Below are 20,176 nucleotides of genomic sequence, written 5' to 3' on the forward strand. Positions count from 1 at the left end.
AGTGTCAAGAAAATATGAACTCATATCCGAACTCTATGACAGAACCTGCAAGACGGTTGTTTCCAATCCGCAGAACTGGCAGAATTTCTTGCAGTCTGCGTGCAGGAACTACAAGCTGCGATATGATGAGCAGTTGCTTATCTATGCACAGCGACCGGACGCAACAGCAGTTCTTGAGATTGAGCGTTGGAACAGGAGTTTTGGACGATGGGTAAATAAAGGAGCAAGAGGTATTGCGGTTTTTGCCGATGAAAACAGAGCAAGGCAAAGACTTACCCATTACTTTGATATTTCCGATACCCACGAGAGCAGATATTCCCGTCCTGTTCCACTTTGGGATATGAGGGACGAATACACAGACGATGTTATTGAAACGCTTGAAAGCACATTCGGAGAACTGGATAACAAAGTCACTTTGGGCGAAGCAGTTATGAGTGCCGCACAAAATGCCGCCGAAGATAATTTGCCGGATTATCTTAATGACCTCATATATGCTTCCGAGGACAGTTTTTTAGAAGGACTTGACGAAACGATGATTGCAAGTCTGTATAAAAAGGTTGTCACAAACAGCGTGGCATATATGATGATGACAAGGCTTGGGATTGATAGCGGCGAATACTTTGAAGCCGATGATTTTCGAGATGTTACTAATTTCAATACGCAGGATACGATGAATGCTCTGGGATTTGCCACAAGCGACATTGCAGAAATGGGACTTACGGAAATCTCAAAGACAGTGATGGCACTGAATCGTCAAAATCGCATAATTGAAGCAAACAGGCAATCGGAATACAATAAAGACATCAAAGATGAAAGGAGCAGCGATTATGAACGAGATAACATATACGATGGTCGGGGATTACAATCTTCCGAACCTGACTCTGCCCGAACAGCCGGAGGTAATTCAGGGCAAATGGTCGCAGATGAGGAGAACTTATCTGAAAGAACACCACAAGGTTCAGTATTACAATCTCCTGACGAAAGGGATACTGAGCAGTCACCTGTCGGAAGTTCAGCAGAGGGCGACCGAACTGGAAGAAACGCTTATCAGACAGATGGCACAACAAGAGGGACTGACGGAGCAGATGAAAGCGGACGATATGATGAAGTGGGTTCGCTTGATGAACAACATCAGGAACTCGGCACAGGAAATCGTGAAGGAACAGATAATATTCATTTAGAATATTATGACAGAAGTAACGAGGATAAGAGCCTACCGTTTTTCGGTAGAGATGATACTATAAGAGAAATACTCGGTACTACACCGCATTTGTCGGTTTCACTCGAAGATATTAAAGACTTCTATGAGAGAAATACCGATAGCGATACCAGAACCGAATATATCAAGAGTATCTTCAATAACGATTATACCGAACTCACATTGCAGGACGGCAGAACGGTAGGTTACAAGACATTTCAAAATGTTTTGCACCTTTGGGAAGGTCATTATGACAGTAGAACTGCACAGAGTTTTTATAACTGGAGCGTGATTGCACAGCATTTTGAAGCAATGCGGCTTTTGGGAGAATTAAATGACAGAATGAAACCGCTACCGTCGGCAGACGGACAGATGAGTTTCATATTAAGCGGTCAGGCAGAGGAAGACAAAACCTCTGCCTTTACTTTTTCTCAGGAGATTATTGACGCAGTTCTGACTCGTGGAAGTGGCGTTTATGAAGGTAAAATGCGTATCTATGAGCAGTTTCAAAAGAGTTTATCTTCAAAAGAAAATGCAGGCTTTCTCAAAAACGAATACGGTTGGGGAGGTTCTTACCCTGTCATTATCGGTGCAGGTATTGATGAAAACCACGACGGGAAAGGCTTAACTCTTTCAAGAGGATTTGGAAACGACGCACCGAAATTCACTCTTAAATGGACACAGGTGGAAAAGCGTATCGGAGAGCTTATCCGTGCAGACAGATACTTAAATCCAAAGGAAAAGGAGCAGTACCCGCAGTGGCTTGAGAAGCAGGAAGCACGACGGGCAGAAATCGAGGAGCAGAAAAGAAATCGGGAAATTCTTTCTACTGCACCACCGGAAAAAGCAGAGCAGACAAATGATGATGACATTATCGGTAAGGAAGTTGTGATTGACGACCGCCGATTTGTTATTGAAAGCGTCGGTAAAATAAGCGGCGATGTTTCTATGCAAGATGTCACTTTTGAGGACAGCGTAGGTTTCCCGATTAACCGTGTAGAGAAGATTGATTATGTCCGTAGTCTGCTTGCAGAGCAAACACAGGAACAGCAATTACCTGATACCAGATATGAATATCATCTTGGAGACACGGTATATATCGGTGCTTCGGAGTATGAAATCTTATCTTTTGATGATGAGAGAGTAATGCTTTACGATACAGAAATGCCATTATTCAACAAGGAGTTTTCAAGGGGAGAATTTGACCGCAAAGTGCAGGAAAATCCGCTGAATGACCACTTGAGGGTAACGGTATTACCTGCCGCAGAAAAAGCCAATTCAGACGAAAATATCACGCATAGTGATACCGAAACTGAACAGAAAACAGATTATGAGGATGCGTTTTTCATTAACAGAGAGCAGGAAAGCGTTACTTGGATGTACTTTAATCCGGACAGTAGTGCCGGTGGTCAGTATGTTACAAATACGCTTTCTTTTGATGAAATCAGAAATGCTGCACAGAACTATAAATCGGCAGATGAGTTCTTTGATTACCTCGGCAGTGTTGCAAATCAAACCCTTGCTGATGTAGGTACAGAATGGTTTGAAGAAGCAGATACAGATTTCAGGCAGACACCGGATTTTACAGAATGTACGGCTGATACAATGGAAGCACTCATTGAAAATACCGAAAGAAGCGATATGGTAGCAACCAATATTGGTAAAGTACCTATTGAGGACTACCGAGAAATCATTGCAAATCAGAATGGCTTTGACAGCTACGATGAGATGTATAACGAGGGCATTCGTATCGGCAACGGGTATGATAAAGAGCCTGAACCGATAAAACCGCAGTGGGAGAATAAAACGAGCAAGGTCAAGAGTTTTGATTTGCATCCGGATATTCCGATGGCAGAGAGAAATACTTTTGATTTGCGTTCCAATCCGGTAGAGCCGGTAGGCAAGAAAGAACGCTTTCGCAGGAATATGGAAGCCATAAAGGTTCTGAAGGAATGTGAGTTTGAAAACAGATTTGCCACACCTGAAGAACAGCTTATTTTGTCGAAATATGTCGGCTGGGGAGGTTTGCCAGAAGCCTTTGATGAGAACAATTCGGCGTGGGTAGATGAATTTGTTGAGTTATATACCACACTCTCTCCCGAAGAATACACAGCCGCAAGAGAAAGTACACTGACTGCCTTTTACACTCCTCCAGAAGTTACAGACGCTATCTACAAGGCTATGGAACAGATGGGATTTAAAGAGGGCAACCTGTTAGAACCGTCCTGCGGTATTGGTAACTTTATCGGTATGTTGCCGGAGTCGATGAGAAATACAAAGATTTACGGTGTGGAACTTGATAAGATTTCGGCAGGGATTGCTCAGCAGCTTTATCAAAAATCTTCCATAGCAGCACAGGGATTTGAAGAAGTCAATGTGCCGGACAGTTTCTTTGACGGAGTTGTAGGTAATGTTCCATTTGGAGATTTCAAAGTGCTTGATAAGAGATACGATAAGTACAATTTCCTTATTCACGATTATTTCTTTGCCAAGTCTTTGGATAAATTAAGACCCGGTGGTGTGATGGCACTTGTTACAAGTAAAGGTACGATGGATAAAACCAATTCGTCGGTCAGAAAATATATCGCACAAAGAGCCGACCTGTTGGGAGCAATCAGATTGCCGAATGATACCTTTAAGGGCAATGCCGGTACGGAAGTTGTATCGGATATTTTGTTTTTGCAAAAGCGTGACAGGCTCATAGATATTGAACCCGATTGGGTACAGCTTGGCACAACTGATGACGGTATCACGATGAACTCATACTTTGTGGAACATCCCGAAATGATACTTGGCGAGATGAAAACAGTAAGCGGTCGCTTCGGAGAAGAGGTAACCTGCGTACCGTTTGAAAATGCAGATTTATCCGAATTGTTATCGGAAGCGGTAGCAAATATACACGGAGAAATCAACGATTATGAAGTGGAAGATGAACTTGAGGAAGAAGATAATTCTATCCCGGCAGACCCGAATGTAAGGAATTTTTCTTACACAGTGGTGGACGATAAAATCTATTTCCGTGAGAATTCTCGTATGACTCCGGTGGAGGTGTCGGCAACCGCCGAGAACAGAATCAAGGGTATGATTGCGGTTCGTGACAGCGTTCGCAACCTGATTGAACTTCAAACCGAGGACTATCCGGATGAAGAAATCAAAGCCGAACAGTCAAAACTCAACAGTCTTTATGACAGTTACACTAAGAAATATGGACTGATTAACAGCAGAGCGAATATCTCTGCTTTCAGCGACGACAGTTCCTTTGCCTTGCTTTCGGCTCTTGAAGTCATTAACGAAAACGGAGAACTGGAACGCAAGGCGGATATGTTCTTCAAACGTACAATTAAGCCGCATAAGCCGGTAGAAAAGGTAGATACCGCCAGTGAAGCACTCGCTGTTTCTATGGGAGAAAAAGCCGGAATTGATATGGAATATATGTCAAAGCTCACAGGGAAAAGTGAAGAAACACTCTATCAGGATTTGAAAGGTGTTATCTTCTTGAATCCGCTTCACGGATATGGGAATGTAACTGAGGCAAAGTATTTGATGGCAGATGAGTACCTTTCAGGCAATGTCAGGGAGAAGCTTATTACAGCGAAAAAGTCTGCCGAGGTGTATCCTGAAGATTATAAAATCAATGTGGAAGCACTGGAGAAAGTTCAGCCAAAAGACCTGACTGCAAGTGAAATATCCGTAAGACTTGGTGCTACTTGGCTACCGCAGGAAGTAATTCAGCAGTTTATGTTTGAGTTCCTTGATACGCCGAGATACGCACAGTGGAATATCAAAGTCCACTTCTCTCCCTACACAGGCGAATGGAATATCGAGGGTAAAAGTTATGACCGTTCCAATGTCAAGGCATACAGCACATACGGCACAGGTCGTATCAATGCCTACAAGATAATTGAGGAAATGCTGAACCTGAAAGATGTCCGTATCTTTGATTATATCGAAGATGATGAGGGTAGGAAAAAGGCAGTTCTCAACAAAAAGGAAACAGCAATCGCACAGGCAAAGCAGGAACTTATCAAACAAGGTTTTCAGGATTGGATATGGGCAGACCCTGACCGTAGAGAGAAACTCACGAAGATGTATAACGAAAAATTTAACAGTATCAGACCTCGTGAGTATGACGGAAGTCACATCATATTTAGTGGTATGAATCCGGAAATCACATTAAGGAAACACCAGAGAAATGCGGTTGCACACATTCTCTACGGCGGAAATACCCTACTTGCACACGCAGTCGGGGCAGGCAAGACCTTCGAGATGGTAGCGGCATCGCAGGAGTCGAAAAGGCTTGGACTATGTAATAAATCGCTGTTTGTTGTACCGAATCATCTGACGGAACAGTGGGCGTCAGAATACTTGCAGCTTTATCCGTCAGCAAATATACTGGTTGCGACGAAGAAGGATTTTGAAACAAAGAACCGTAAAAAGTTCTGTGGTAGAATTGCAACAGGCGACTATGACGCAGTTATTATCGGACATTCTCAATTTGAGAAAATCCCGATGTCGATTGAAAGGCAGAGGGCAATTCTTGAACAGCAGTTGAATGAATTGACGGAAGGAATTGCGGAACTAAAGCGTAACCGAGGAGAAAACTTCTCTGTCAAACAGCTTGAAAAATCAAGAAAATCCGTTAAGCAAAAGCTCCAAAAACTCAACGACCAAAGCAGAAAGGATGATGTTGTAACATTTGAGGAATTAGGTGTTGACAGGCTTTTTATTGACGAAAGCCATTACTACAAGAATCTTTATCTTTACACAAAAATGCGTAATGTAGGCGGTATTGCTCAGACAGAAGCACAGAAATCTTCTGACCTGTTTATGAAGTGCCGATACCTTGATGAGATTACCGGTGGACGAGGAACTGTATTTGCGACAGGTACGCCTATCTCAAACAGTATGGTGGAACTTTACACCATTCAGCGATACTTGCAGTACAACACCCTTGTAAAAAACGGATTACAGCACTTCGACGCTTGGGCTTCTACCTTTGGAGAAACGGTAACAGCCATAGAACTTACGCCAGAGGGAACGGGTTACAGAGCGAAAACACGCTTTGCTAAATTCTATAACTTACCCGAACTTATGGCGATGTTCAAAGAGGTTGCAGACATTAAAACAGCCGATATGCTTAACCTCCCTGTGCCGGAAGCAGAGTATCATAATGTGTCGGTTGAACCGTCGGAAATGCAGAAAGAAATGGTTGCTTCCCTTGCAGAGCGAGCCGAGAAAGTTCGTGGCGGAGGTGTCGATTCAAGCGTAGATAATATGCTCAAGATAACAAACGATGGCAGAAAACTTGCACTTGACCAGCGTATGCTAAATGCTATGCTGCCTGATTTTGAAAATAGTAAAATCAATGCCTGCGTTGATAATGTGTACCGCATATGGGAAGAAAACAAGGATAAAAAGTCGGCACAATTAGTGTTCTGCGACTTATCTACTCCAAAGAACGACGGAACATTTTCCGTTTACAACGACATCAGAAAGAAGCTCATAGAGCGAGGTGTTCCCGAAAGCGAAGTCCGATTTATCCACGAAGCGGAAACCGATGTGAAGAAGAAAGAATTGTTTCAGAAAGTCCGTAAAGGCGAGGTCAGAGTGCTAATGGGTTCAACACAAAAGATGGGTGCCGGTACGAATGTTCAGGACAGACTTATCGCACTTCACGATGTGGATTGTCCTTGGCGACCGGCAGATTTGGAGCAACGTAGTGGTAGGATTATTCGTCAGGGGAATTCAAATCCAAAGGTGGATATTTATCGTTATGTTACCAAGCAGACCTTTGACGCATATCTGTATCAGCTTGTCGAAGGAAAGCAGAAGTTCGCTTCACAGATTATGACAAGCAAATCTCCTGTCAGAAGTGCGGAAGATATTGATGAAACCGCACTATCTTATGCCGAGATTAAAATGCTTGCAACAGGCAATCCATATATCAAGGAAAAGATGGATTTGGACATTCAGGTACAGAAATTGAAGCTCTTAAAATCCAATTTCTTATCTGAAAAGTACAGCCTTGAGGACAAGATAATTAAATATTATCCGCAGCGTATCACTTCTCTTGAAAACCGAATTAACGGTTTGACGGAAGATGTGAAAACTGCAAAACAACACCCGAAACCAACAGATGACCGCTTTGTCGGTATGGAGGTTAAGGGCGTTTTTTATTCTGAAAAAGCAGAAGCAGGTAAAGCAATTATCGAAGCCTGCAAGGAAATGACAAGTCCTGCACCTATTCCTCTCGGCAGGTACAGAGGATTTGAAACGGAGCTGTCTTTTGACACAACAGAGCGTTCTTACTGCGTGACAGTCAAGGGAGAAACCGGCAAACAGGTGTCGCTTGGCGATGATGTTTTCGGTAATATCACTCGTATTGATAATACGGTTGAGCGTTTTGCAGACGACCTTGAAAAAGCAAAGGACAGTCTTGCTGATACGAAAAATCAGTTTGAAACCGCACAGAAAGAAGTGCAAAAACCGTTTGTGCAGGAAGAAGAATTGAAGTCAAAACTTGCCCGTTTGGACGAGCTGAATATCCTACTCAATATGGATAAAAAAGAAAATGAAATTGTGGGCGGCGAGCCTGATGAGGGCGAATCCACCGAGAAGCGAAAGGAGAAGTCGTATGAAAGATAAGAAAGAAATGTGAGGTGGTCAGTATGCCATATATAGCACCGGAAGTCATAACCGAAGCAAAGAGAATGGATTTGCTGACCTATCTTCGCACCTATGAACCGGGCGAACTTGTCCGTTATAGTGGTAACACTTACTGTACCAGAGAACACGACAGTTTGAAGATTTCAAACGGGAAATGGATGTGGTGGTCGAGAGGTATCGGTGGCAAATCTGCCCTTGACTATCTTATCAAAGTCAAAGGACTTGATTTTGTAGAAGCGGTTGAAACCATTATGGGACAGTGTGCTGTTTCTGCTCCGGTCTATGAAAAAGAAAGCCGGAGTTATGAAAATCAGCAGCTTCTTTTACCGCAGAAAAGTCCAAGTAACGATGTGGTTACGCAGTATCTTTTCAGTCGAGGGATTGATTATGAAATCATAAACTACTGTCTTGATAAGGAACTTATCATTGAGTCACTACCCTATCACAATGTTGTTTTTATCGGTTATGACGAGAAAAAAGAAGCAAAGTATGCCGCATTTCGGGCAACAAACAGCAGTCGTATTATGGGCGACTGCACCGGAAGCAAGAAGCAATATTCTTTTAGGCTGACAAATGAAGAAAGCATAGAGGTACACCTGTTTGAATGTGCTATTGACCTGTTATCCTATGCCACATTAGCAAAGATGGAGGGCAGGGATTGGCACAAATTAAACCTTGTTTCTCTCTCCGGCGTGTATTCGCCTAACAGAGAAACGGAAAAGTCCAAAGTGCCGGTTACACTTAAAAATCTGCTTGAAAAGAATAAGAACATTAACCGTATCGTGCTTCATTTTGACAATGATATTGCCGGAAGAAAGGCGGCAAATGCATTGAAAATTAAATTAAAAGACAGATACGAAGTCGTTGACGATCCGCCCAAGTGCGGGAAAGATGTCAACGACTTTTTGTGTATCAAATTAGGAATTTTCAAGAAAAGCGAAAGGAGTTTTGAGAGATGAGCGAAAAAATAAATGTACTTCTCATTGAACCGGGCAAGTATCCGAAACAGATTGAGATTGAGGATACGCTGGAAGCAATGCAGGAAACCGTAGGCGGATATATTGAGGAATATATGCCTTTTGATGATGAAGTTGCAATCGTTTGTAACGAAGAAGGGAAGATGAACGGTGCGGAATTAAATCGTGCAATTTACTCCAATGATAAGGAAATCCTCGACATTATTGCAGGCAAATTCTTTATCGCATACGCACCGATTGAGTCGGAAAGTTTTCTCAGTATGCCAAAGGATTTGATGAAAAAGTATGAGGATAAGTTCCGATATCCGGAGCGTTTTTATCAGACGGACAAGGGCATTGAAGCGAAAGCATATAAGCCAATTTCAAAAAATATGGAGCGATAAAAAGACAGACGATGGGGCAACCCGGAGAGCCTGCATATTCTTAGCGAGCAGTGTATTTGGATAGCACACTACCAAATACCTCGTTAGGGGTTGCCCCTAATACCCCAAGAGAAAGGAGAACGCTATGCGTGAGATAGCATTGGTTGCCGTCGGTGTAATTGCCGGCGGCTTTATCGGAGTCACTTTTATGTGTCTGTTTCAGATAAACAAGGACAGACACTATATCATCACAAGAAAGGATGGCACAGAAAATGAGGAAAAGAAACATTCAGAAGATTGTTAGGTTCAGTCGAGATGAAGCACAGGATTTGCAGAAGAAGGCAAAAAAGGCTTGCCTGAGTGAAGCCGGACTTATCCGTTTGCTTCTTCGAGGATATGAGCCGAGAGAAAAGCCGGACGAAAGATTTTACGATGTGATGCGTGAACTTTCCTCTATCGGAAACAACATCAATCAGCTTGCAGTCAAAGCAAATACACTTGGCTTTGTTGATGCACCGCAGCTTAAAAAGGAAGCGGAGCGTTGGCATAAGTTTCAGGCAGATATTGAGCGTACTTATTTAAGACCCGATAAGAGCGAAATGAAATGGCAGTAAGCAAGTTGTGGGCAGTCAATTCAAGGCTCGGTCAGGTTATCGACTATGCTGCCAATCCTGAAAAGACGGCGGCAGATATTTATTCCGAGGAGCAGTATCAGGCACTTGCTGATGTTCTCTCCTATGCAAAGGACGAAGAAAAAACTGAACGAGAATATTTCGTGGAAGGTATCAACTGCAATCCGACCACTGCCCGTGACCAGTTTGTATCTGTCAAGCAGGCATATGGGAAAGAGGATGGCATACAAGCCTATCACGGATATTTGAGTTTTAAGGAACAAAATATCACACCGGAGCTTGCACAGAAAATCGGAATGGAGTTTGCAAACGAAGTGTGGGGAAAAAGATTTCAAGTTGTTGTTACAACGCACCTGAACACCAAACACCTGCATTGCCATTATGTAATTAACTCTGTTTCATTCAAAGACGGCAAGCGATGTCAAGATACCTCGTGGTTTAAGTTCAGAAAAGTTGCCGACCGTATTTGTGAGAAATATGGATTATATTACAATCCTAACCCAAATCGCAGTAAGCAATCCTCTTACTACTATAAGCAGGAACAGGCGGGAATGCCGACCAGATATTCTATGGTGCGAGAAGCCATAGATGAAGCGATTGCCCACAGCACAAATATCAGAAGTCTTGACTACGCACTTACACAGATGGGATATGAGCATTGTCTAAGCGAGAGCCGAAAGTATTGGACGATTGTACCGAAAGGGTACACGAAACCCATACGACTAAAAAATCTCGGAGAAGATTATACCGAGAAAGCAATCAGGCGTAGGCTTATGGAAAATCAGAGAGTACGCATAGTTCCGTTTGCAAAGCAGACGGTGGTTATCAGGCAGTACCGATTGCCTACAAGAGAAAACAAAATCAAAAAAGTGGGCGGACTGTATGGTTTGTATCTGTATTATTGTTACAGGCTTGGTTATCTGCCAAAATATAAAAAACAGAATACAGCAAGGCTTCACTATCTTTTGAAAGAGGATTTATTGAAGCTGGATAAAATCACAGCAGAGACAAGGCTGCTCGGACGAGAAAATATTTCTACGGACGAGCAGCTTTTCTCATATAAAGAGTCGCTGAAAGGTCAGATTAAAACTTTGAATGACGACAGAACGCACCTGCGAAAAAAAGCAAGAACAAAGATGAGTGACGATGAGCTGTCTAAGGTCAAAGAACAGATTTCGACGGTAAGCGATAAAATTCGGGAGCTGAACAAAGAGGTTCGTCTCTGTGACGACATTGCCGAGAGGTCAAAGGTTATGGAGCAGAACCTTGAAACAATCAGAGCCGAAGAAGAAAAACAACAGCGAAAGGAGCAAAAGCGAAATGACAAATTCAGGTGACGCAGCAGAACAGGTCGTCAGGTTATCCCTTGAAGGCTTTGAAGTTGCTGCAAGACTTACCGGTTCAGCTGCAAAGAATATCGCAATTCTTCTTGCTTCCGTGTTGAAGCAGGAAGCAACGCAGGCGAACAAGACAAGAGGCAAAGCCCGTCTTACCAATATGATTAAATCGGGCAAGGAATTGAAAGTATTTTCCATTCCAAATAAGGATTTGAAGAAGTTTACCGAACAGGCAAAACGCTACGGTGTTCTCTATTGTGTTCTCCGAGATAAGAACACAAGGGGAGATAATGTTCCGATTGATATTATCGCACGTGCGGAGGACGCTTCTAAAATTCAGAGAATCGTTGAGAGATTTGAACTCGGTAAGGTGGATAAGGCGGCAATCGTAACAGAATCGCAGAAAGCGGTTGAAAAACGAGAAGCTGTGGAAAAAGATAAGCCGACAAAATCCAAGAATGAAATCATCACGGAGGAAGCTGTACGAAAACCACTTCAGAAAGAGGAAAACGCACAGTCAAACCCCACAACCGCCAAAACGGACAAAAACCCTCCGTCAAGGCAAAACTCAGAGCCGGAAGATATGCAAACTGATAAGGGTATTGCTGTTGACAGACAGAAGAAGCCATCGGTTAAAGAGAAACTTGACCGCTATAAGGCTCAGGCAAAACAGCAAAAAGAAGCAGAACGCAAAGAGCCGGAAACAGATAAGGCAAAGCATCCTTCTGCACCGAAGCAGACGGTACACCAACAGCCGAAAACAAAATCAAAGAAAACGAAAGAGAGGTAATTACAATGACAGAAAATTTTACTCCTGCAAAAGCAGGCACTCAGCGACCGAGACTTTCCAAAGAGGAATATGCCGAAAAGAAACGAGCCGAGAAAGACGGTGTGTATCAGCTTGCGGATGAAGCGGCGAAAGAGATTGTATCTTCGCCGGAGAAATTCAAAGCGTTCCTTGATACGCAGAGCCGACTTGACAGATATTCGGCAGTCAACGCACTTTTGATTTACAAGCAGTATCCGCAGGCGGTACAGCTTAAAGATTTTGATGACTGGAGCAAAGACAACATTAAAATCACAAAGGGTGCTAAGAGCATTTCCATTCTTGAACCGGTGGAATATGCAAAGCGTGACGGTGCAACAGGCATTTCCTACAATGTGAAGAAAGTGTTTGATGTGGCACAGACCAATGGGAAACGACCGCCTGCACCGACAGCTAATCGTGACCCGAAAGCACTGATTACCACAATGCTTGATTCCTCGCCTGTGAATGTGGAAGCGACAAACGACCTCCCCTATCCGAATATGGCAGCGTTCTATAACAATGAGGAGCAAACCTTGTATGTAAAGCGTGATGTGGGAGACAGCGTAGCGGTTGCTCAGTGTGTGGCACAGGAACTGGGACACGCACAGCTTTCCATCAACAGCGACAGTTACAGCCGTTCCGATATGGGATTTCAGGCGGTATGTATCGGATATATGCTTTGCAAAAAGTACGGTATTGATACACAGAATTTTGCCATTAACCGTATTCCGGATAAGCTGGCAAACAAAGAGCCGAAGGACATTCGTTTTGAACTTTCCAAGACGAGAAATGCGATGACGGATATTCATTCCCGTGTATCAGACGAACTGTACAAGAAAAAGCAGGCACGCACAAAAGATTATGAAAGATAAGAGGTACAGATATGGCGAAAGAAGAACTTTACCATATAGCGTTGGATGATTATGAACACGGTATCGTTATCCGTTCTCTCAATGATGAGAAAACAGATTTAATGAACGAGGGTAAATCAACCGATGCTGTGGACGACCTGATTATCAAGGTCGGGACTGCCCCAAAGAAAAAATTCAAGGTTATTGAAAAGGAACGCTCCGGCGATGCGAGATAACGAAAGACAGTCTGCGATTATTCTTTCTGTCATCGGTATTGTTCCGGTTGTGTGGCTGGCACTTCTCATAGCTCCGTCAGTTAAAGGCGGATTGCCGGAGATATTGCCGAGCCTGATGAATGTATTTAACAATCCGTTTCATATAGAAGTTTGTGAGGACAGCGTAAAAACTGTCCTCATTTTGCTTTTGTGCTATGGAATGGGTATCGGGATATATTTCTCCACACAGAGAAACTACCGCAGGCGGGAGGAACACGGTTCTGCAAAATGGGGCAATGCAAGAGCCGTGGATAAGAAGTACAGACAGTCTCCGTACTCCGATAACAAGCTGATGACACAGAATGTCCGTATCGGATTGAATGCGAAAAAGCACAGACGAAATCTGAATACACTGGTATGCGGCGGTTCCGGTGCAGGTAAAACAAGATTTTACTGTAAGCCCAACCTTATGCAGTGCAATACCTCTTTTGTAATCCTTGACCCGAAAGGCGAAATCTTGAGGGATACGGGAAAACTTCTTGAGAAAAAAGGATATGAGGTCAGAGTTCTTGACCTTATCTCTATGGAAAAGAGCCACTGTTACAATCCGTTTGTGTATCTTCAGAACGACAACGATGTGCAGAAACTTGTAACTAACTTATTTAAAAGCACCACACCAAAGGGCAGTCAGTCCCAAGACCCGTTTTGGGACACTTCAGCTTCTATGCTCCTTTTGGCGTTGGTGTTTTATTTACGCTATGAAGCACCGGAGGAAGAACAGAACTTTGCAATGGTTATGGAAATGCTCAGAGCCGGTTCGATTGAGGATGAGGAAGATACAAGACCCTCTCCTCTCGATGAATTATTTGCAGAGCTTGAGATGAACAATCCCGACCATATTGCTCTAAAGTATTACCGTTCCTATCATTCCGGTTCGACAAAGACACTGAAATCCATTCAGATAACGCTTGCCGCAAGGCTTGAGAAATTCAATCTTGAAAGTCTTGCTTCTTTAACTTCGGCAGACGAGTTAGACCTGCCCTCTATGGGCGAGAAAAAAGTTGCTCTGTTTGCCCTGATACCCGATAACGACTCCAGTTTCAATTTTCTGGTGTCGATTTTATATACCCAACTATTTCAGCAGTTATTCTATGCTGCCGACCATATCCACGGAGGTTCGCTTCCCGTTCCCGTCCATTTTCTGATGGACGAATTTGCCAATGTTTCATTGCCGGATGACTTTGACAAGATACTTTCGGTAATGCGTTCCAGAGGAGTGTCGGTCAGTATCATCTTACAGAACTTGGCACAGCTTAAAGCCTTGTTTGAAAAGCAATGGGAAAGTATCGTGGGCAACTGCGATGAATTTCTGTATCTTGGCGGCAACGAGCAAAGCACACACAAATATGTGTCGGAGCTGCTTGGTAAGGAAACCATCGACACGAACACTTACGGTAAGAGTTCCGGGCGAAGCGGTAACTACTCCACCAATTATCAGATAAGCGGTCGTGAGCTTCTCACTCCGGATGAAGTGCGTATGCTGGATAACCAATATGCGATTTTATTTATCCGAGGGGAGCGACCGATTATGGATTTTAAGTACGACATCTTGAAGCACCCGAATGTGGCATTGACCACAGACGGAAAAGAGAAACCGTACAAGCACGGAGAAGTGACGATACCGCACTCATCTATTTCCGTTCTTGCCATTGACCCGGATGAGGTTGAGGAAAGCAATTACGGAGAAACCACTTATGAACTTCTGTCCGATGAGGATTTTGAAGTAGATAACAATTTTTAATCACAGGAGGAAATTACAATGAGATTTTTTAAGAAAAACACAGAAAACAAAGCAACTTCTAAACTGCCGATGACCGGAAAAGTCAAGAAAGGCTATCGTGCTTATTGTGTGGCAGTATTGGCGATGACCGTTGTACTCGGCACAGGTGTAACCGCATTTGCGGCAAACGACCCTATCACGGTAGTAAACAATCTGTCCGATTTCATTTTCGGACTTATCCGTGCAATCGGACTTATCCTGCTCGGTTTTGGTATTGTGCAGGTCGGACTTTCTTTGAAGTCCCACGACCCGTCCCAGAGAGCAAACGGTTTTCTTACTCTTGCCGGAGGTATCATCATTACTTTCGCAAAAGAAATCCTTACTCTTATCACAGGCTAAGAAGCAACAGTTATCACGGGGCATATTCGCCAAAACGGGTATGCCCCATTTTTACAAGGAGGTGCGAATGAATGAGCGATAACTGGGTAGTTCAAAACCTCGAAAACGCTCTTGAAACTTGGAACGATAAATTAAGCGAGATATGGCGGCTTTTAACCACAACACCGCAGGATTTCAAAGGCGGAAGCATATGGAATGTGATGGTAACTATTAACGGAGCGGTTCAGGCAATCGGGCTTGCACTATTAGTGCTGTTCTTTGTGGTGGGTGTTGTCCGTACCTGCGGAAGCTTTACCGATGTGAAAAAGCCGGAACACGCACTGAAATTGTTTGTTCGCTTTGCCATTGCCAAAGGTGTCATAACCTACGGTATGGAGCTTATGCTTGCTTTATTCAATATCGTTCAAGGTATCATTTCAACTATTATGACATCATCGGGATTTGGAACACCGAATCAAACGACGCTCCCATCCGAAATGGTAACAACCATTGAGGACTGTGGATTCTTTGAAAGCATTCCGCTATGGGCAGTGACTCTGATAGGCGGTCTTTTTATTACGGTGTTGTCATTCATTCTGATAATGACGGTTTACGGCAGATTTTTCAAACTGTATATGTACACGGCATTAGCACCGATACCGCTATCTACCTTTGCCGGAGAACCAACGCAGAATGTGGGCAAGAGTTTTATTAAAAGTTACTGTGCGGTACTGCTTGAAGGTGCAGTAATCGTGCTTGCCTGCATAATCTTCTCACTGTTTGCGTCAAGTCCGCCGGTAGTAAACCCGGACGCTGCGGCAGTCACACAGGTATGGTCATATATCGGAGAACTTGTATTTAATATGCTTGTTCTTGTCGGTGCAGTAAAGATGAGTGACCGTATTATCAGAGAAATGATGGGCTTATAACGGAGGTTTTTGCAACAAATCTTCAGGCAAAATTCTTGCCTGAAAAACACAAAAACAAATAAAAATAATTGACAAGTGAAAAAATCGTGATATACTATAATGATTTAGCTTTGCTAAATGGTCGGATTGAGGAAGTAAAGATAGGATGGTCAAGTATATGTACGAATATGTCAGCAAAGCAGAATACAAGCCTTATAAAGAGGAAATTGAAAGTATCATAAAAAAGGTTCAAAAAATAATGAAAACCGAATATGATACGACTTTTCAATTCAAATTGATTGGAAGTGCAAATCGACACCTCGTCACTAAGATAAAAGATGGTAACAGAGGTTATGATTTTGATTACAATCTAATTTTGCAAAAGAGCGATTTATGGGACAATCCCAAAAAACTGAAAGAGCAGTTTATGAGAGCTTTTTCCAAGTCGCTCAAAGGTACAAAGTACGGAGAACCCGAAGACTCCACTTCTTCTATTACCATAAAGGTTGTTGATAAAAAACATTCCAAGATTATCAGAAGCTGTGATTTTGCGATAATTTATTATTTAGATGATGACAATTTGGACAATGGATATAGATATATCAAGAATTGGAAGAAAAACAATCGCTATTCATTTGAAGATAGAGTCCTATCACAAAATGCAGACTGCAAACTTCAAGAAATACTTGAATATGAGCAGGGATGGAATTGTGTTCGTGATGAGTATATCAAGTTAAAAAATCGTAATAGGGATATGAACAAAAAGTCCTTTATTCTGTATTTGGAAAGTATTCATAATGTTTATAATCACATACAGCAAGGTTTAGAAAATGAAGAAGATAATTTACCAAGAGGACTTACTTATTTAAACCTTTGGTAATGCACGATACGATGTGGCACTGTCAGTTATGGCGGTGCTTTTTTATTTGTCATAGAAAGGAATTTCTAATGGAAGTAAAAATTAACAGAGAAATACGAAATTACACAGAATCAATGTTTTTCGGACTGTCGCTAAGACAGTTCATTTTTTCTGTCCTTGCGTGTGGTGTAGCAGTAGGATTGTACTTCTTACTCAAACCGCATATTGGAACGGAAACGGTATCGTGGGTGTGTATTTTGGGAGCAGCACCGTTTGCGGCTCTCGGCTTTGTGAAATACAACGGAATGACAGCAGAGAAATTTATCTGGGCTTGGATTAAGTCCGAATTTCTTATGCCCAAGAAGTTGGTGTTTCACTCTACAAACACCTATTTAGAGCTGATGAAACCGAACATTGAGAAAAAGACAAAGGAGGTTTACAAGAATAATGATTAAGACATTAAACAACATCTTTAAGCAGGATAAGGAAAAATTTGTTGTGCCGAAGGGTGTGCAGGACTGTATTCCGGTTACTGCTATCTATGATGACGGTATCTTCAGAGTTGGTAAAGATAAGTATTCCAAATCCTTTAAGTTCACGGATATTAACTACGCTGTTGCCAGCCGAGAAGATAAGGAAGCGATGTTCCTTGAGTATTCGGAACTGCTTAACTCTCTTGACAGTGGAGCAACCACAAAACTCACTATCAACAACAGACGATTGAACCGTTTGGATTTTGAGAAAACAATTCTTATTCCGGAAACAGGAGATGAACTGGACGAGTATCGAGAGGAATACAACAAAATGTTGCTTGATAAAGCGACGGGAGCAAATTCAACGGTGCAGGATAAGTATGTGACCATCTCCATCAATAAAAAGAATGTGGATGACGCAAGAACCTATTTTGCCCGTGTAGGTGCAGATTTGATTTCACACTTTTCACGACTTGGCAGTAAGTGTGTGGAACTTGAAACGGATGAGCGACTTCGCATTATTCACGACTTCTTCCGTGTGGGAGAGGAAACTTCGTATCATTTTGATATTAAGGAAACCCGAAAGAAAGGACACGATTTCAAGGACTATATCTGCCCGGATTCTTTAGAATTTGAAAGTGATTATTTCAAAATCGGCAATCGTTATGGCAGAGTTATCTTTTTACGTGAATATGCGTCCTATATCAAGGACAGTATGGTGGCGGAACTTACGGATATGAACCGAAATCTGATGATGTCCATTGATATTGTACCTGTTCCTACCGATGAAGCAGTCAGAGAAGCCGAAAACAGATTGCTCGGTGTAGAAACCAACATCACGAACTGGCAGAGAAAGCAGAATATGAACAACAACTTTTCGGCAACCGTTCCTTATGATATGGAACAGCAGAAAAAGGAAATGAAAGAGTTCCTTGATGACCTTACCACCCGTGACCAGAGAATGATGTTCGCAGTGCTTACGATGGTGCATACCGCAGATACCAAAGAACAGCTCGATAACGATACGGAAGCGTTGCTCACAACAGCGAGAAAACATCTTTGTCAGTTTGCGGTTCTTAAATTTCAGCAGATGGATGGGCTTAATACCGTTATGCCATACGGTACAAGGAAAATTGACACCTTCAGAACCCTTACAACCGAAAGCCTTGCAGTGTTTATTCCGTTCAGAGTTCAGGATATTTACCACGAGAACGGCATTTATTACGGTCAGAATGTTATCAGTAAAAATATGATAATTGCCGACCGAAAACAGCTTCTTAACGGTAACTCCTTTATTCTCGGTGTATCCGGTGGCGGTAAGTCCTTTGCAGCTAAGGGAGAGATTGAAAATATTATCCTTTCTTCCGATGCTGATGTAATCATCATCGACCCTGAGAGGGAGTATTCCCACCTTGTAAATGCACTTGGTGGAGAGATTATCAATATCTCCGCAACATCGAAAAATCATATCAATGCAATGGATATGAACAAGGACTATGGCGACGGAGCAAATCCTGTTATCTTGAAATCCGAGTTTATTATGTCCCTTTGCGAACAGCTTATCGGCGGTACGAATTTGGGAGCAAAGCAGAAGTCCATCATCGACCGTTGCACTGCAAGTGTTTACCGCACTTATCAGCAGAATGATTATACCGGTCAGGTTCCGACTTTGCAGGACTTCAGAGATGAACTTCTCAAACAGGACGAGCCGGAAGCAAAGGAAATTGCTCTTGCCATTGAGTTATTTACTCACGGTTCGCTGAATACCTTTGCAAAACAGACGAATGTGGACACTCACAATCGTCTTATCTGCTATGATATTCTTGACCTCGGTAAACAGCTTATGCCAATCGGTATGCTTGTCGTCCTTGACAGCATTTTGAATCGTATTACACAAAACCGAGCAAAAGGTAAGCACACTTTTATCTTCATTGATGAGATTTATCTCTTATTCCAGCACGAGTATTCTGCAAACTTCCTCTTTACACTCTGGAAGCGTGTAAGAAAGTACGGTGCATATGCAACAGGTATCACACAGAATGTGGACGACCTTTTGCAGAGCCATACCGCAAGGACAATGCTTGCAAACAGTGAGTTTATCATTATGCTCAATCAGGCTTCTACTGACAGACTGGAGCTTGCAAAGCTTCTGAATATCTCAGATTTACAGCTTTCGTATATCACAAATGTTGATGCAGGACACGGACTTATTAAGGTGGGCAGTTCGCTTGTACCGTTTGCAAATAAGTTCCCGAAGAATACGAAATTGTACCGTTTGATGACAACGAAGCCCGGTGAAGGCGTGTAAGGAGGTGTTTTCTATGGCAAAAATTCAATTCAGAAACAAAGAACACAGAGACTTTGTCTTTGAAAATCTCGAAAAATGCAGACACAAGGACTGTTATCATCAGGCATTTTTCTATGTGATGGGCATTTCCGAAGAAACGAGAATGAACATCGGAAAAATGTTTGATTTTAAGAACGATTGCATTGTGCCGGAGGGGATGTATGGTGGCTGGCAGACCAGTGGAACAGTCAAGGTCTGCCACCTTGCCTTTAATCTTTGGAACGGCTTTACGGAAGAAGGCAAAGAAAATCTTTTCACACCGGATGAGTTGTTCTGTTGTGGATATGCTCCCTACTTTATGGAGGGTATTAAACTCAGGTATCCCGAATATTGCAGAGATTTGACTCCACCTAAAAGAAAAGATATGGAAAGGTAAAGGTACAAA

Annotated in this window: 16 protein-coding genes; all 16 read left to right on the forward strand. The window is 42.7% G+C overall.

The genetic code is table 11. From position 1 onward, the window contains the following. Nucleotide 1: 1 nt before the first annotated feature. The 16 genes from H8R91_RS12485 to H8R91_RS09135 all read left to right on the forward strand — a co-directional run bounded on the left by H8R91_RS12485 (nucleotide 2) and on the right by H8R91_RS09135 (nucleotide 20,167). Nucleotides 2–7,843, forward strand: coding sequence for a helicase-like domain-containing protein (locus H8R91_RS12485; RefSeq protein ID WP_186935750.1), 7,842 nt, complete (start codon nucleotides 2–4; stop codon nucleotides 7,841–7,843). Between the two features lie 23 nt (nucleotides 7,844–7,866). Then, a complete protein-coding gene (locus H8R91_RS09065) occupies nucleotides 7,867–8,823 on the forward strand; it encodes a DUF3991 and TOPRIM domain-containing protein (protein ID WP_186935751.1) in 957 nt (318 codons plus the stop codon). Next, nucleotides 8,820–9,224, forward strand: coding sequence for a DUF3846 domain-containing protein (locus H8R91_RS09070; RefSeq protein WP_186935752.1), 405 nt, complete (start codon nucleotides 8,820–8,822; stop codon nucleotides 9,222–9,224). Before H8R91_RS09065 ends, H8R91_RS09070 begins: the two co-directional genes overlap by 4 nt. A gap of 124 nt (nucleotides 9,225–9,348) precedes the next feature. After that, a complete protein-coding gene (locus H8R91_RS09075; RefSeq protein WP_002587801.1) occupies nucleotides 9,349–9,507 on the forward strand; it encodes a DUF3789 domain-containing protein in 159 nt (52 codons plus the stop codon). After that, nucleotides 9,476–9,817: a plasmid mobilization protein gene (locus tag H8R91_RS09080; protein WP_055157016.1), complete on the forward strand. Its 342-nt coding sequence runs from the start codon at nucleotides 9,476–9,478 to the stop codon at nucleotides 9,815–9,817. The genes H8R91_RS09075 and H8R91_RS09080 overlap by 32 nt, the downstream gene beginning before the upstream one ends. Beyond that, nucleotides 9,808–11,172: a relaxase/mobilization nuclease domain-containing protein gene (locus H8R91_RS09085; RefSeq protein WP_186935753.1), complete on the forward strand. Its 1,365-nt coding sequence runs from the start codon at nucleotides 9,808–9,810 to the stop codon at nucleotides 11,170–11,172. The genes H8R91_RS09080 and H8R91_RS09085 overlap by 10 nt, the downstream gene beginning before the upstream one ends. Then, on the forward strand, nucleotides 11,156–11,962 hold the full coding sequence (locus H8R91_RS09090; RefSeq protein WP_186935754.1) for a PcfB family protein: 807 nt from the start codon (nucleotides 11,156–11,158) through the stop codon (nucleotides 11,960–11,962). Before H8R91_RS09085 ends, H8R91_RS09090 begins: the two co-directional genes overlap by 17 nt. Before the next feature lie 5 nt (nucleotides 11,963–11,967). Beyond that, nucleotides 11,968–12,852, forward strand: coding sequence for an LtrC-like protein (locus tag H8R91_RS09095; RefSeq protein WP_186935755.1), 885 nt, complete (start codon nucleotides 11,968–11,970; stop codon nucleotides 12,850–12,852). A gap of 11 nt (nucleotides 12,853–12,863) precedes the next feature. Next, the gene (locus H8R91_RS09100; RefSeq protein ID WP_002587806.1) at nucleotides 12,864–13,067 is read left to right on the forward strand and encodes a hypothetical protein; all 204 of its coding nucleotides are present in this window, start codon (nucleotides 12,864–12,866) and stop codon (nucleotides 13,065–13,067) included. After that, nucleotides 13,057–14,847, forward strand: a complete 1,791-nt coding sequence (locus tag H8R91_RS09105) for a VirD4-like conjugal transfer protein, CD1115 family (protein WP_186935756.1) — start codon at nucleotides 13,057–13,059, stop codon at nucleotides 14,845–14,847. The genes H8R91_RS09100 and H8R91_RS09105 overlap by 11 nt, the downstream gene beginning before the upstream one ends. 18 nt (nucleotides 14,848–14,865) lie before the next feature. Then, entirely contained in the window at nucleotides 14,866–15,225 is a 360-nt protein-coding gene (locus tag H8R91_RS09110; protein ID WP_002587808.1) for a hypothetical protein, read from the forward strand. A 71-nt stretch (nucleotides 15,226–15,296) separates the two neighbouring features. Beyond that, nucleotides 15,297–16,133: a VirB6/TrbL-like conjugal transfer protein, CD1112 family gene (locus H8R91_RS09115; RefSeq protein ID WP_186935757.1), complete on the forward strand. Its 837-nt coding sequence runs from the start codon at nucleotides 15,297–15,299 to the stop codon at nucleotides 16,131–16,133. Nucleotides 16,134–16,278: 145 nt separating this feature from the next. After that, complete coding sequence (locus H8R91_RS09120; protein ID WP_243237804.1) at nucleotides 16,279–16,992, forward strand: hypothetical protein; 714 nt, start codon at nucleotides 16,279–16,281, stop codon at nucleotides 16,990–16,992. Nucleotides 16,993–17,060: 68 nt separating this feature from the next. Beyond that, nucleotides 17,061–17,426, forward strand: a complete 366-nt coding sequence (locus H8R91_RS09125; RefSeq protein ID WP_186935758.1) for a PrgI family protein — start codon at nucleotides 17,061–17,063, stop codon at nucleotides 17,424–17,426. Next, nucleotides 17,419–19,752, forward strand: a complete 2,334-nt coding sequence (locus H8R91_RS09130) for a VirB4-like conjugal transfer ATPase, CD1110 family (protein WP_186935759.1) — start codon at nucleotides 17,419–17,421, stop codon at nucleotides 19,750–19,752. Before H8R91_RS09125 ends, H8R91_RS09130 begins: the two co-directional genes overlap by 8 nt. A 13-nt stretch (nucleotides 19,753–19,765) precedes the next feature. Continuing rightward, nucleotides 19,766–20,167, forward strand: a complete 402-nt coding sequence (locus tag H8R91_RS09135) for a DUF6075 family protein (protein WP_186935760.1) — start codon at nucleotides 19,766–19,768, stop codon at nucleotides 20,165–20,167. The last annotated feature ends 9 nt before the right edge of the window (nucleotides 20,168–20,176 follow it).

The organism is Ruminococcus intestinalis (assembly GCF_014288065.1).
Lineage (GTDB): Bacteria > Bacillota > Clostridia > Oscillospirales > Acutalibacteraceae > Ruminococcoides > Ruminococcoides intestinale_A.

What these genes read in the sequence shown, in the direction of transcription:
- H8R91_RS09090 (WP_186935754.1), top strand. Translation starts at nt 11,156, where the DNA reads ATGACAAATTCAGGTGACGCAGCAGAACAGGTCGTCAGGTTATCCCTT.
- H8R91_RS09065 (WP_186935751.1), top strand. Translation starts at nt 7,867, where the DNA reads ATGCCATATATAGCACCGGAAGTCATAACCGAAGCAAAGAGAATGGAT.
- H8R91_RS09095 (WP_186935755.1), top strand. Translation starts at nt 11,968, where the DNA reads ATGACAGAAAATTTTACTCCTGCAAAAGCAGGCACTCAGCGACCGAGA.
- H8R91_RS09125 (WP_186935758.1), top strand. Translation starts at nt 17,061, where the DNA reads ATGGAAGTAAAAATTAACAGAGAAATACGAAATTACACAGAATCAATG.
- H8R91_RS09080 (WP_055157016.1), top strand. Translation starts at nt 9,476, where the DNA reads ATGAGGAAAAGAAACATTCAGAAGATTGTTAGGTTCAGTCGAGATGAA.
- H8R91_RS09135 (WP_186935760.1), top strand. Translation starts at nt 19,766, where the DNA reads ATGGCAAAAATTCAATTCAGAAACAAAGAACACAGAGACTTTGTCTTT.
- H8R91_RS09110 (WP_002587808.1), top strand. Translation starts at nt 14,866, where the DNA reads ATGAGATTTTTTAAGAAAAACACAGAAAACAAAGCAACTTCTAAACTG.
- H8R91_RS09120 (WP_243237804.1), top strand. Translation starts at nt 16,279, where the DNA reads ATGGTCAAGTATATGTACGAATATGTCAGCAAAGCAGAATACAAGCCT.
- H8R91_RS09105 (WP_186935756.1), top strand. Translation starts at nt 13,057, where the DNA reads ATGCGAGATAACGAAAGACAGTCTGCGATTATTCTTTCTGTCATCGGT.
- H8R91_RS09075 (WP_002587801.1), top strand. Translation starts at nt 9,349, where the DNA reads ATGCGTGAGATAGCATTGGTTGCCGTCGGTGTAATTGCCGGCGGCTTT.
- H8R91_RS09130 (WP_186935759.1), top strand. Translation starts at nt 17,419, where the DNA reads ATGATTAAGACATTAAACAACATCTTTAAGCAGGATAAGGAAAAATTT.
- H8R91_RS09070 (WP_186935752.1), top strand. Translation starts at nt 8,820, where the DNA reads ATGAGCGAAAAAATAAATGTACTTCTCATTGAACCGGGCAAGTATCCG.
- H8R91_RS09085 (WP_186935753.1), top strand. Translation starts at nt 9,808, where the DNA reads ATGGCAGTAAGCAAGTTGTGGGCAGTCAATTCAAGGCTCGGTCAGGTT.
- H8R91_RS09100 (WP_002587806.1), top strand. Translation starts at nt 12,864, where the DNA reads ATGGCGAAAGAAGAACTTTACCATATAGCGTTGGATGATTATGAACAC.
- H8R91_RS09115 (WP_186935757.1), top strand. Translation starts at nt 15,297, where the DNA reads ATGAGCGATAACTGGGTAGTTCAAAACCTCGAAAACGCTCTTGAAACT.